A 12255-nucleotide genomic window follows, 5' to 3' on the forward strand; every position below is an offset into this window, starting at 1 on the left:
AATGAAGTGATTGATGGATGCGGTAAAGCCCGAACAAGCAGCAAACGCTGCCTACTAAATCACGGCCATGGTCCTGTTCTTGAGATCCGTCACCAGCATCAGGCCGGGCGAATGCGTGATCGCGAACGGCAGCTTTGCTGCGTTGATCACCGATTGCGGCGTGACGCCGCAAGCCCAGAACACCGGGATCTCGTCATCGGCGACCGGCACGGGATCACCGTAATCGGGCTTGGCAATGTCCTTGATGCCGATCAGATGCGGATGGCCGAGATGCACCGGCGCACCGTGCACGGCGGGATAGCGCGAGGTGATCTGCACCGCGCGGATCGCATCCGCCGGCTTGAACGGGCGCATCGACACCACCATCGGACCGGCGAACGGTCCGGCCTCGCCGCAAGCGATGTTGGTGCGGTACATCGGCACGCGCACGTTCTGTTCGATGTGACGGATCGGCATGCCCTCCTCGAGCAGCGCCTCTTCGAACGAGAAGGAGCAGCCAAGCACGAAGGTCACGAGATCGTCGCGCCAGTAGCTCTTCACGTCGGTCGGCTCGTCGACGACCTCGCCGTCACGCCAGACGCGATAGCGCGGCACGTCGGTGCGGATGTCGAGATCGACGCCGAGCGAGGGGATGTGCGGGCTGCCGACGTCGGACATGCCGATGATCGGGCACGGCTTCGGATTGAGCTGGCAGAAGCGGTGAAAGGCGCTGGCATATTCCGCCGGCAGGATCGCCAGATTGCCCTGGACGAAGCCGGGCGCAACGCCGGCGGTGGAGGCGACCTGCCCTTCGCGATAGGCAAGCCGCGCCTTGCGGCTCGGGAGCGTGTCGGGCGTTTCAGTTTGCTGCGCTGCCACCAAAACAGTCATGGGATCGACCTGCCTATAAACTCGACAAAGACAAGCCAACACCAAGCGTGCTATAAAGTCTAATCGTCGTTTCTAATCAAACTCGATAAATTTTTTTTATCGATTAGGAAGATCCTTCCAATGCTGGACTTCAGGTCGATCGAGACATTTCTCTGGGTTGTGAAGCTCGGCAGCTTTCGGGGCGCCGCGCAACGGCTCAACACAACCCAGCCGGCGATCTCCCAGCGCATCGCCCAGCTCGAGCGCGAGATGGGCGTAAAGCTGCTCAACCGCGACCATCGCGTGGCCTCGCCGACCCCGAGCGGCCGGCAGATGATGGTCTATGCGGAGAAGCTGATCGGGCTGCGCGCCGCGATGATGGCGGAGATCGGCGACCGCTCGGCGATGCGCGGCGTGATGCGACTCGGCGTCGCCGAGACCATCGTGCACACTTGGCTGCCGCGCCTGGTGAAGAGCATGAACGAGGTCTATCCGAACCTGTCGCTGGAGATCGAGGTCGACATCACGCCGAACCTCACCGCCCGCCTGCTCGCGCAGGAGATCGAGCTTGCGTTCGTGGTGGGACCGCTGTCCGCTTCCGGCGTGCACAACCGCGTGCTCGCCGATTATCCGATCGGTTTCCTCGCCAGCCCCTCGCTCGGCCTCGGCAAGGGCCCGGTGACGCCGGCGGAGCTCGCGCGATTTCCGATCATCACCTTCCCGCGCAAGACCAAGCCTTACGAGGTCGTGCGCGAGGTGTTCGACCGGCCCGAGCTGCCGCCGATCCGACTGCATGCCTCCGCCTCGCTGGCCACCGTCATCCACATGGCGGTCGAAGGGCTCGGCATCGCCGTGATCCCCGACGCCATCGTCGAGAACGAGCTCGCCGACGGGAGGCTGCAACTGCTCGACACCGATCTCGCGATCGCGCCGCTGACCTTCACCGCGAGTTGGCTCGCCTCGCCCGACGTCGTGGCTATCGAGCGCGTCGCGGAGCTGGCGCGGCAAATTGCGCAGAGCAGCCTCGCGGTTGACGCGCCCGCGCTGGCGCGTCATTGAAAAAGACGCCGGACAATTGAGAGACTGACCGCATGAGCCGAGCCGCCACCAACCTGCAGATCGATCCCGCCCGCCTCTGGGGCTCCATCCACGAGACCGCGCAGTTCGGCGCGACGGCCAAGGGTGGCGTGCGGCGGCTGACGCTCAGCTCCGAGGACAAGCAGGTCCGCGACTGGTTCCGCAAGGCCTGCGAAGACGCGGGCCTGGAGGTGCATGTCGATGCGCTCGGCTCGATGTTCGGCCTGCGCAAGGGGCGCGACATGACAAAGCCGCCCGTCGGCATCGGCTCGCATCTCGACACCCAGCCGACCGGCGGCAAGTATGATGGCATTCTGGGTACGCTCGGCGCACTGGAAGTGATCCGCACGCTGAACGATGCCGGCATCGAGACGGAAGCGCCGATCTGCATCGTCAACTGGACCAACGAGGAAGGCTCGCGCTTCGCACCGGCGATGATGGCGTCTGCCGCCTATGTCGGCGATTTCACCACCGATGACATTTTGGCGCGCAAGGACGCTGAAGGCATGACCGTCAGGCAGGCGCTCGACGGCATCGGTTATCGCGGCGACAAGCCGGTCGGTTTCCAGAAGCTCGGCTGCTTTGTCGAATTGCACATCGAGCAGGGCCCGATCCTGGAGGCCGAAGGCAAGACCATCGGCGTGGTCGATTCCGGCCAGGGCGTGCTGTGGTACGACGGCAAGATTTCCGGCTTCGAGAGCCATGCAGGCTCGACACCGATGCCGCTGCGGCGCGACGCGCTGGCGACATTGTCGGAGATCGTGCTGGCGATGGAAGCGATCGCGAAAAAGCATGGGCCGAACGCGGTCGGCACCATCGGCGAGGCCGTGATCGCAAATCCGTCCCGCAACGTCATTCCCGGCGAGATCGCCTTCACCATGGATTGCCGCAGCGCGGATGGTGCCATCATGGACGCGCTCGATCGCGATTTGCGCGCCGCGATTGCCGAGATCGCTGCGCGCCGCAAGGTCGAGGTCAAGATCGACCTGGTCTGGCGCAAGCCGCCGACGCATTTCGATCCCAAGCTGATTGCAGCGGTCGAGAACGCGGCGAAGACGCTCGGCTATTCCTCTCGCCGCATCACCTCCGGGGCGGGCCACGACGCCTGCAACCTCAACACCGTCATGCCGGCGGCGATGGTGTTCGTGCCCTGCAAGGACGGCATCAGCCATAACGAGCTGGAGGATGCCACGCAAGCGGACTGTGCCGCGGGGACCAACGTGCTCATGCACACCGTGCTGGCGATCGCCGGCGTCGCGTCCTGACCGGAGAGAACCATGCGCGGAGTTTTCGTCGACGCCAATGAAACGCTGGCCGTGATCATGGAGCGGCTGGAGAAGCCCGGCGATCCCAAAGTGCGGATCCACAGGAATCCCGATATCAAGCCGGAGCAATATCCGGAGATCCTCGACGGCGCCGAGATCGCCATCGTCGACCACACCGCACTGCCGACCGGGGTTGCGAGGAAGTGCACCGGCCTCAAGCACGTCGTGTTCCTGGGCACCGGCGCGCGCAGCTACATGAACCCGGAGGAACTGGCCGAGCTCGGCATCTCCGTGCATCTGATCAAGGGCTACGGCGACACGGCGGTGGCGGAATCCGCGATCGCGCTGATGTGGGCCTCGGCCCGCGTCATCGCGATGATGGATCGCGAGATGCGCGGCGGCAACTGGCTGCGCGAGGACGGTATGCAGCTCACCGGCAAGACGCTCGGGCTGATCGGCTTCGGCGGCATCGCCGCAGAAGTTGCGCGCATTGCGTCCGGTAGCGGCATGAAGGTGATCGCCTGGAACCGCTCGCCGAAGAGCCATCCTGGCGTGGAATTCACCGATCTCGATACCGTGCTGGCAAGGAGCGACGTCGTGTCGCTGCACCTGCTGCTCAATGACGAGACGCGCGGCATGATCACGCGCGAGAAGATCTTTGCGATGAAGCGCGGTGTCATCCTGATCAACACCGCTCGCGCCGCGATCGTGGACGAAGCCGCCATGATTGATGCGCTGAAATCGGGCCACATCCGCCATGCCGGCCTCGACGTCTTCAACGTCGAGCCGCTGCCCGGCGACCATCCGCTGACAAAATTGCCGAATGTGACGCTGTCGGCGCATTCCGCCTTCCGCACGCCGGAGGCGAGCGAGAACCTGATTGGCGCGGCGTGGGAGCACTGCCGCCGGATCGTGAAGGGATAACAGCAACAACCATGGCCGATTACCGCACCATCAAGGCAGAGAAGCTCACCAGCGTCATCCATGCCATCGCCAAGGCGGGCGGATCCACCGATCGCGAAGCCGAACTGGTCTCCACCAACCTCGTCGAGGCGAACCTGAAAGGCCACGACTCGCACGGCGTCGGCATGATTCCGCGCTATGCCGAGGCGGTCGCCGAGGGCGGCCTCGCGGTCAACCAGCATGTCAAGATCGTGATGGATACGGGCCCCCTGCTGACCCTCGACGGCCTCACCGGCTACGGCCAGGTGATGGGCCATGAGGCGATGGAGCTAGGCGCCGAGCGCGCCAAGCGCAACGGCGTGTGCGTCGTCGGCCTCTCCAACTCGCACCATATCGGCCGCATCGGCCATTGGGCCGAGCAGTGCATTGAGCACGGGCTGGTGTCGATCCACTTCGTCAACGTGATCTCGCGCCCGATCGTGGCGCCCTGGGGTGGCAGCGATGCGCGCCACGGCACCAATCCGTTCTGCGTCGGCATCCCGCGCGAAGGCCACGAGCCGATCGTGCTCGACTTCGCCACCAGCAAGATCGCGCAGGGCAAGACCCGCGTCGCCTACAACAAGGGGGTCGCGCTCGAGCCCGGCACCATCATCGATAACGAAGGCAGGCCAACCACGAACCCGCGCTACACCGTGATCGCCCCGCACGGCGCCATCCTGCCGTTCGGCGAGCATAAGGGTTCTGGGTTGGCGTTGGTGTGCGAAATTCTCGGCGGCGCACTTTCGGGCGGGCAGGTCGTCAAAGGACCGGCCGACAGCAAGCGCCGCGTCCTCAACGGCATGCTCTCGATCATCATCGATCCGAACAAGCTCGGCACCGGCGAGAACCTCGCGCGCGAAGTCGAGAGCTTCGTTGCCTGGCACACCGGCTCGCCCCCCGCCCCCGGCGTCGACAAGGTGAAGATCGCCGGCGAGCCCGAGCGCGAGACCAAGAAGAAGCGGCTCGCCGAGGGCATTCCTGTGGATCCGAATACCTGGCAGGAGATTCTGGACGCCGGAAAGCGGTTCGGGCTTGATCAGGCGACGATTGAGAAGATTGTGGGCTAAGCAGAGCGAAGCACGCTTGTCTTCCCCTTCTCCCCTTGTGAAGGGGGCGCGAAGCGCCGGATGAGGGGGTTCTCGCAGCGAGCAAAAACCCACAATGAGAGGTCTGCTTCCGCGAAGATACACCCTCACCCGTCTTCGACGCTTCGCATTGAAGCCATCCTCTCCCACAAGGGGAGAGGGTAAAACAGCGAACTAGTCTACCATCTCCGCCACCGCCTTGCCGCAGGCAGTGGTGTCGGCATTGCCGCCGAGGTCCTTCGTCCGCAGCGTGCGTTCGGCGAGCGTGCGCTCGATCGCGTCGACGATCGACTTGCCGGCTTCCTTCTCGCCGAGATGCTCGAGCATCATCGCGCCCGACCAAATCATGCCGATCGGGTTGGCGATGCCCTGCCCCGCGATATCGGGCGCCGAGCCGTGCACCGGCTCGAACACGGATGGGAAATTGCGCTCGGGATTGATGTTGCCAGACGGCGCGATGCCGATGGTGCCGGTACAGGCCGGGCCGAGATCGGAGAGGATGTCACCGAACAGATTGGAGCCGACCACGACGTCGAACCAGTCTGGATGCAGCACGAAGTTCGCGGTGAGAATATCGATGTGGTACTTGTCCCATTTCACGCCCGGAAACTTCTTGGCCATCGCCTCCACGCGTTCATCCCAATAGGGCATGGTGATGGAGATGCCGTTCGACTTCGTCGCCGAGGTCAAGTGCTTCTTCGGCCGCGACTGCGCGAGTTCGAAGGCGAACTTCAGGATGCGGTCAACGCCGGTGCGAGTCATCACTGTCTGCTGCGTCACGAACTCGCGCTCGGTGTCCGGGAACATGCGGCCACCGACGGAGGAATATTCACCTTCCGTGTTCTCGCGCACCACCCAGAAATCGATGTCGCCGGGCTTGCGGTTCGCCAGCGGCGACGGCACGCCGGGCATCAGCCGCACGGGACGCAGGTTCACATACTGGTCGAACTCGCGGCGGAATTTGATCAGCGAGCCCCACAGCGAGACGTGATCCGGAATCTTGGCCGGCCAGCCGACCGCGCCGAAATAGATCGCATCGTGCTTACCGATCTTTTCCTTCCAGTCATCTGGCATCATCTGGCCGTGCTTCTCGTAATAATCCCAGGACGAGAAGTCGAAATGGTCGAATTGCAGGGACACCCCGTGCTTCTTCGCCGCCGCCTCCAAAACGCGCAGGCCCTCAGGCATCACTTCCTTGCCGATGCCGTCGCCGGGAATGATTGCGATCCGGTATTGTTTCTTGCTCATCGAGACGTCCTTGGTTGGTTTCGGCAGCCGCCTTTTGATTGCACTGCAATGGACCAAACGCGGCGGCAGTGCAACGCTGCACTGCAATGTTGACCGTGGCGCGACCGAGCGCCTACTGATCTGATCCTGTTCCCATCCTGCGAGTACCCCTCATGGATCTGCATCTGCGCGGCAAGCGCGTCCTGATCACGGGCGCATCCAAGGGCATCGGCGCGGCCGCCGCTGAGGCGTTTGCCGAGGAAGGCGCGCATCTGCTGCTTGCAGCCCGCAGCGGCGAGCAGCTCAAGGCGCTGGCCGAGCGGTTGCGTTCCGCGCACCAGATCGACGCCGCGACGAGTGTCGTCGATCTGCGCAAAGCCGAGGACATTGCGCGGCTCGCCAAGGAGGCCGCCGGCATCGACATCCTCGTCAACAATGCCGGCGACATCCCCGGCGGGTCCATCGACAAGATCGACGAGGCGACCTGGCGGCACGCCTGGGAATTGAAGGTGTTCGGGTACATCAACCTCACGCGGCAGATCTACGCGCAGATGAAGGCCAGGGGTGGCGGCGTGATCGTCAACGACATCGGCGCGGCCGGCGAGAAGTTTGATGCCAATTACATCTGCGGCAGCGCCGGCAATGCTGCGCTGATGGCGTTCACCCGTGCCCTCGGTGGAAAAAGTCTCGCCGACAACATCCGTGTGGTTGGCATCAATCCCGGCCCTGTCGGCACCGACCGCCACGTCACGCTGCTCAAGACGCGGGCAAAGCACCAATTCGGCGACGAGAGCCGCTACAGGGAATTCCAGAAGAGTCTGCCGCTCGGGCGCCCTGCGCATGCGCGCGAGATCGGCGACCTCATGGCGTTCCTGGCGTCGGATCGCTCGGGCTATACGTCGGGCGTGATCTATACCGTCGATGGCGGCATCAGCGCCGGCTGGGGTTAACTCTGTCCTCGTCATTGCGAGCGCAGCGAAGCAAATCCAGGAATGTATCGGCGGGTAAGAGTCTGGATTGCTTCGCTACGCTCGCAATGATGGTTGAAACACAGGAGCACGATAATTGTCTCAAGAGCTGATTCGCGAAACTGCGTGCACCGTCGTCGACAAATTGCGGTCCGGCGACGTCTCGCCGCTCGAGCTGCTGGATGTGCTGGAGAAGCGCATCAGTGAAGTCGACAGCAAGGTCAACGCGCTGCCGACGCTGTGCTTCGACCGCGCCCGGGATAACGCCAAGGCGCTGATGCAGAAGCCGGCCGGCGCGCGCGGGCTGCTCGCGGGCCTGCCGGTGCCGATCAAGGATCTGACCGACGTTGCGGGCGTGCTGAACACCCAGGGCTCGCCGATCTTCAAGGACAACATCCCAGCGAAATCCGATCTCATGGTCGAGAACCTCGAGGCCAACGGCGCAGTCGTCTACGCCAAATCCAACACTCCGGAATTCGGCGCCGGCGCCAACACCTTCAACGAGGTATTCGGCGCGACCCTCAATCCCTGGGATACTTCGAAATCTGCGGCCGGGTCCTCCGGCGGCGCAGCAGTTGCGCTCGCCACCGGCATGGCCTGGCTCGCGCAGGGCTCAGACATGGGCGGCAGCCTGCGCAGCCCTGCGAGCTTCTGCGGCATCGTCGGCATGCGGCCGAGCATCGGCCGCGTCGCGCATACGCCGAAGGCAGGCATCGACCGCAATCTGGGCGTGCAGGGTCCGATGGCACGCAACGTCGAGGATCTCGCGCTGCTACTGGATGCCATGAGCGGCGACTATGCCGCCGATCCGCTGTCGCTGCCGGCGCCTTTGACTTCTTTTCTCTCGGCGGCGCAGTCTGGCAAGAGGCCGAAGCGCATCGCCTATTCGCCCGATCTCGGCATCACGCCGGTCGATCCCGAGGTCAAGGCGATCACGGGCAAGGCGGCTGAACGTTTTGCCGAGGCCGGCGTCATCGTCGAGGAGGCGCATCCGGACTGGCGCGAGGCGCATGAATGCTTCCACGTGCTGCGCGCTTTCGATTTCGCGATCAGCAAGGCGCAACTTCTCCGGACCAAGCGTGACCTGCTCAAGCCCGAGGTGATCTGGAACATCGAGGAAGGCCTCAAGCTCACCGTCGAGCAGCTTGCGCGCGCCGAGGCCCAGCGCGTTGGCATGACGGCGCGCGCCGTCGAGTTCTTCAAGACCTACGACCTCCTGCTGGTGCCGACGACGATCGTGCCGCCCTTCCCGGTCGAGCATCGCTATGTCGCCGAATGCGCCGGCAAGACGTTCGAGAACTATGTCGAATGGCTCGGCATCGTCTACGCCATCACGCTCGCCTGCTGCCCGTCGCTGTCGCTGCCCTGCGGCTTTACCGCGTCCGGCCTGCCTGTCGGCGTGCAGGTGGTCGGCGCACCGCGCGCAGATGCGCAGGTGATTGCAGGCGCGAAGGTGCTGGAGGATATATTGGGCCTGCGCGGCACGACCCCGATTGATCCGAAGGTGAAGAATTAATCTCGCTCTGGTGCCCGGATGCAGCGCAGCGCTCTTTCAGCGATGCGCTGCATCGCCGGGGCCGAGCGTCACCGCGCGCCTGATGCCTCCAGACTCCGGCTATAGCGCGACATCGCAAAGCAAAAGACAAAATAGATTGCGGCGACGAAGATATAGACCTCGACGGAAAACTGCTGCCAAGCGGGATCGATGATCGCGGTCTTCGCCGTCGTCAGCAGGTCGAAGATGCCGATGATCAGCACGAGACTGGTATCCTTGAAGAAGGCGATGAAGGTGTTGACCAGTGGCGGGATGACGTGGCGGATCGCCTGCGGCAAGATGATCAGCCGGTGCTTGCGCCAGTAGGACAGTCCCAGCGCGTCGGCAGCCTCATACTGCCCGCGCGGTACGGCCTGGAGACCACCGCGGATGACTTCGGCAAGGTAGGCGCCCGCGAACAGTATGATCGCGATCTGTGCGCGCAACAGCTTGTCGATGTTGAACCCACTCGGCATGAACAGCGGAAACATCACGCTCGCCATGAACAAGAGGCTCACCAGCGGCACGCCGCGGATCAGCTCGACATAGAGCACGCTAAGCGAGCGGATTGCCGGAAGCTTCGAACGACGGCCGAGCGCGACGAGGATGCCGAGCGGAAAGCCGAACGCGAGTCCAAACGTCGCCAGGATCAGCGTGACCGGCAATCCGCCCCAGCGGTCCTGCGAGACGAACGAGAGCCCGAGCACCCCGCCCCACATCAGCACGCTGATCAGCGCGAGTGCACCGATCCAGATGAAAACGAGTTCGCGCCGCCACAGCGCGCGGCGGGTCGAGAGATAGAACAGCGCGATGAACAGCACGACCGACAACGCCGGTCGCCACTGCTCGTCGAATGGATAGGTGCCGAACAGGATGAAGCGGTACTTTTCGGGGATGACAGCCCAGCAGGCGCCGATGCCGCGCACCGCGCGGCAAGCGCTGGAATCATTCGCCGGCGTAAGCCAGACAGCGCTGGCGATGCCCCATTGCACGAAGCTGATCACGCCCTTCGCGAGCACCGCCAGCAGCACGATCGTGAGGATGCCGTTCGGAATCGAGGAGAACAAGTTGCTGCGCAGCCAGCGCAGCATCGGATTACCAACTTGCGGGCGGCGAGCGGCACGCGGCACGTCCGGCATATCGCTGATCGCCGTCATTCTCAGCGCTCCACCAGCGCGATGCGCGCATTGTACCAGTTCATGAAAAAGCTGATCCCGAGACTGATGGTCAAGAACACCGCCATGATCAGCGCGATCGCCTCGATCGCCTGCCCGGTCTGGTTCAGCGTGGTGTTGGCGATCGAGACCACGTCCTGGTAACCGATCGCGACCGCAAGCGATGAGTTCTTTGTCAAATTGAGATACTGACTGGTCATCGGCGGAACGATCACGCGCAATGCCTGTGGCAGGATGATCTGCCGCAGCATGAAGCTGCGGCGCAGGCCAAGCGCGTTGGCGGCGTCCCACTGTCCCCGCGGCACCGACTGGATGCCGCTGCGCACGATCTCGGCGACGAAGGCCGAGGTGTAGGTGACGAGTGCGAGCAACAGCGCGAAATATTCCGGCGCCAGCGTCAGCCCACCAACAAAGTTGAAGCCGCGCAACTCGGGCCATTCGATGCTCCAGGATGCACCGAGCAGCACGGACGCCAGCGCCGGCAACGCAATCACCAGCGCAACCGCAAAGGGCCACGCCGACCGCGGCTTGCCATCGCGCATCTGCTGCGCGACCAGCGATCGCCGGACGATATAGAGCACCGCGCAACCCAGCACGGCGGTGCCGAGGACCGCGAGCTGCGCCGGCCCGAACGGGATCGCCGGCAGGATCAGGCCCCGATTGGACAGGAACACACCCTCGACTGGTCGCCACGCGGCGCGTGCGGCCGGCAGCGCCTGCATCAATACGTACCAGAACAGGAGCTGAAGCAGCAGCGGGATGTCGCGGAGCGTCTCGACATAGACCGCAGCGAGCCGTGACAGCAGCCAGTTCGCCGACAATCGCGAAATGCCGATCAGCGTGCCCAAAATCGTCGCGAGCACGATTCCGATCACGGCAACGCGCAAGGTGTTGGTGACGCCGACGACGAACGCCCAAAAATAAGTGTCTCTCGGATTATAGGCGAGCAGACTGTCGGCGATCGGCATGCCGGCCTCGCGACCGAGGAAGGCGAAGCCGGTCGTGATGCGCCGAGCCGAGAGGTTCGTGACGGTGTTGGACCAAAGGAAAGCGATGACCGCAACCGCGATGCCGACGACCAGCACCTGCCAGAACAGGCCTTTCAGCTCGCGGCGCCCGAAGGCGCCGAAGAAACGACGGCGTGGCGGCGGTCTCGGCACGTCTGATGTCACGGCACAAAAACCTTCTCAAAAGGCAGCGACTTCCGGCAGCGCACGTCAAGTGTTGCACCAAACCTCAATTCATGCAACAAATGTTTCATGGTCGAGCCTGCGAAATCCTCGCCGTTGAGCGAGCTGCGTATTGCATTGCCATCGCTCCCGATGCGCTTGCAGGAGGTCGGACGTTTCGTCGCCGCCAACGATTACGACGCCACCACCCGTTCCATGCGCGATCTCGCGGCGGAAGCCGGCGCCGATCCTGCCGCGTTCACGCGGCTTGCGAAGGCGATCGGCTATTCCGGCTGGGAGGAATTGCGCGCGGCGCTGACCGAGGCGCGGCGGCCATCGCAGGCGGCGCCCTTCTCCGGCCGCGCAAAGGGCCGTCGACACGGGCCGAACGCCGATGTCGCGCTCGTTATCGACAAGCTCCAGGCGGAGGCCGCGGGTCTTCGACGGATCCCGGCGCAGCCGATCGCGGAAGCTGCCCGCGCGCTGCACGACGCCAAGCGGATTTGGATCGCCGGCTATCGAAGCTGCCGCAGCGTCGCGGAATTGCTGAACTACGAGCTGCGACTGTTTCGACCCGAACAGGTCCAGCTCGTCGGCGCTTCCGGGCCCGACGACCTCGATCTCGGCGCCTTCCGGCCCGGGGAAGCGGTCATTGTCGTCGGCTTCTTGCCCTACACGCATGCAAGCGTCTGCGTCGCACGGGCGGCCTATCGTACCGGCGCGACACTGGTCGCCATCGCGGATAGTCTCTCGGCACCCATGGCCGAGGGCGCCGACCACGTGCTGCTGTTCGAGGCGGCCTCCTCCCCCGGCTTCTTTCCGAGCCTCACTGGCGCGATTGCGATCGCGCAGTCGCTCGCGGCGGTCACGTTCTCGCTCGGCGGGGTTGCCGCGAAGAAGCGTCTGGAAAGTACTGAGGCGCGACTCGCCGCGGCCTCCACTTACGTCCCAGAGAAAGGTTGAC

The 12255-nt window shown here is 64.1% G+C and carries 11 protein-coding genes; 7 read left to right on the plus strand and 4 right to left on the minus strand.

Features of this window, described 5'->3' with window-relative positions; translation table 11 throughout:
• Positions 1 to 54: 54 nt before the first annotated feature.
• Complete coding sequence (locus IVA98_RS25330) at positions 55 to 870, minus strand: putative hydro-lyase (RefSeq protein WP_247302340.1); 816 nt, start codon at positions 868 to 870, stop codon at positions 55 to 57.
• Between the two features lie 120 nt (positions 871 to 990).
• Here IVA98_RS25330 and IVA98_RS25335 point away from each other — a divergent pair, with 120 nt between their 5' ends.
• The 4 genes from IVA98_RS25335 to IVA98_RS25350 are packed head-to-tail and all read left to right on the plus strand — an operon-like array spanning position 991 to position 5200.
• Positions 991 to 1908 carry a LysR family transcriptional regulator gene (locus IVA98_RS25335; RefSeq protein ID WP_247279797.1) on the plus strand — a complete coding sequence of 306 codons (918 nt, stop codon included), beginning with the start codon at positions 991 to 993 and terminating at the stop codon, positions 1906 to 1908.
• 32 nt (positions 1909 to 1940) lie between these two features.
• Positions 1941 to 3191 carry a Zn-dependent hydrolase gene (locus tag IVA98_RS25340; RefSeq protein ID WP_247302343.1) on the plus strand — a complete coding sequence of 417 codons (1251 nt, stop codon included), beginning with the start codon at positions 1941 to 1943 and terminating at the stop codon, positions 3189 to 3191.
• Positions 3192 to 3203: 12 nt separating this feature from the next.
• Positions 3204 to 4115 carry an NAD(P)-dependent oxidoreductase gene (locus IVA98_RS25345; RefSeq protein ID WP_247302345.1) on the plus strand — a complete coding sequence of 304 codons (912 nt, stop codon included), beginning with the start codon at positions 3204 to 3206 and terminating at the stop codon, positions 4113 to 4115.
• Positions 4116 to 4126: 11 nt separating this feature from the next.
• Positions 4127 to 5200 (plus strand): malate/lactate/ureidoglycolate dehydrogenase, encoded by a 1074-nt coding sequence (locus tag IVA98_RS25350; protein WP_247302346.1) that lies wholly within the window; start codon positions 4127 to 4129, stop codon positions 5198 to 5200.
• A 192-nt stretch (positions 5201 to 5392) separates the two neighbouring features.
• Here the strand turns inward: IVA98_RS25350 and IVA98_RS25355 are convergent, their stop codons facing one another.
• Positions 5393 to 6466 carry a tartrate dehydrogenase gene (locus IVA98_RS25355; protein WP_247334114.1) on the minus strand — a complete coding sequence of 358 codons (1074 nt, stop codon included), beginning with the start codon at positions 6464 to 6466 and terminating at the stop codon, positions 5393 to 5395.
• A gap of 152 nt (positions 6467 to 6618) precedes the next feature.
• Between IVA98_RS25355 and IVA98_RS25360 the strand changes: the two genes are divergently transcribed.
• Entirely contained in the window at positions 6619 to 7395 is a 777-nt protein-coding gene (locus IVA98_RS25360) for an SDR family oxidoreductase (protein WP_247302350.1), read from the plus strand.
• A 115-nt stretch (positions 7396 to 7510) separates the two neighbouring features.
• The gene (locus IVA98_RS25365; RefSeq protein ID WP_247301164.1) at positions 7511 to 8929 is read left to right on the plus strand and encodes an amidase; all 1419 of its coding nucleotides are present in this window, start codon (positions 7511 to 7513) and stop codon (positions 8927 to 8929) included.
• Between the two features lie 68 nt (positions 8930 to 8997).
• Here the strand turns inward: IVA98_RS25365 and IVA98_RS25370 are convergent, their stop codons facing one another.
• Both IVA98_RS25370 and IVA98_RS25375 read right to left on the minus strand, forming a co-directional pair.
• On the minus strand, positions 8998 to 10104 hold the full coding sequence (locus tag IVA98_RS25370) for an amino acid ABC transporter permease (protein ID WP_247301165.1): 1107 nt from the start codon (positions 10102 to 10104) through the stop codon (positions 8998 to 9000).
• 2 nt (positions 10105 to 10106) lie between these two features.
• On the minus strand, positions 10107 to 11294 hold the full coding sequence (locus IVA98_RS25375) for an amino acid ABC transporter permease (protein ID WP_346657736.1): 1188 nt from the start codon (positions 11292 to 11294) through the stop codon (positions 10107 to 10109).
• Positions 11295 to 11381: 87 nt separating this feature from the next.
• Between IVA98_RS25375 and IVA98_RS25380 the strand changes: the two genes are divergently transcribed.
• Positions 11382 to 12254 carry a MurR/RpiR family transcriptional regulator gene (locus IVA98_RS25380; RefSeq protein WP_247301167.1) on the plus strand — a complete coding sequence of 291 codons (873 nt, stop codon included), beginning with the start codon at positions 11382 to 11384 and terminating at the stop codon, positions 12252 to 12254.
• Position 12255 lies beyond the last annotated feature (1 nt).

Source organism: Bradyrhizobium sp. 160, from assembly GCF_023073735.1.
Classification (GTDB): Bacteria; Pseudomonadota; Alphaproteobacteria; order Rhizobiales; family Xanthobacteraceae; genus Bradyrhizobium.

Excerpts from the sequence above, each read along its gene's own strand:
- IVA98_RS25330 (WP_247302340.1), bottom strand. The coding sequence starts at position 870 with ATGACTGTTTTGGTGGCAGCGCAGCAAACTGAAACGCCCGACACGCTC.
- IVA98_RS25335 (WP_247279797.1), top strand. The coding sequence starts at position 991 with ATGCTGGACTTCAGGTCGATCGAGACATTTCTCTGGGTTGTGAAGCTC.
- IVA98_RS25340 (WP_247302343.1), top strand. The coding sequence starts at position 1,941 with ATGAGCCGAGCCGCCACCAACCTGCAGATCGATCCCGCCCGCCTCTGG.
- IVA98_RS25345 (WP_247302345.1), top strand. The coding sequence starts at position 3,204 with ATGCGCGGAGTTTTCGTCGACGCCAATGAAACGCTGGCCGTGATCATG.
- IVA98_RS25350 (WP_247302346.1), top strand. The coding sequence starts at position 4,127 with ATGGCCGATTACCGCACCATCAAGGCAGAGAAGCTCACCAGCGTCATC.
- IVA98_RS25355 (WP_247334114.1), bottom strand. The coding sequence starts at position 6,466 with ATGAGCAAGAAACAATACCGGATCGCAATCATTCCCGGCGACGGCATC.
- IVA98_RS25360 (WP_247302350.1), top strand. The coding sequence starts at position 6,619 with ATGGATCTGCATCTGCGCGGCAAGCGCGTCCTGATCACGGGCGCATCC.
- IVA98_RS25370 (WP_247301165.1), bottom strand. The coding sequence starts at position 10,104 with ATGACGGCGATCAGCGATATGCCGGACGTGCCGCGTGCCGCTCGCCGC.
- IVA98_RS25380 (WP_247301167.1), top strand. The coding sequence starts at position 11,382 with ATGGTCGAGCCTGCGAAATCCTCGCCGTTGAGCGAGCTGCGTATTGCA.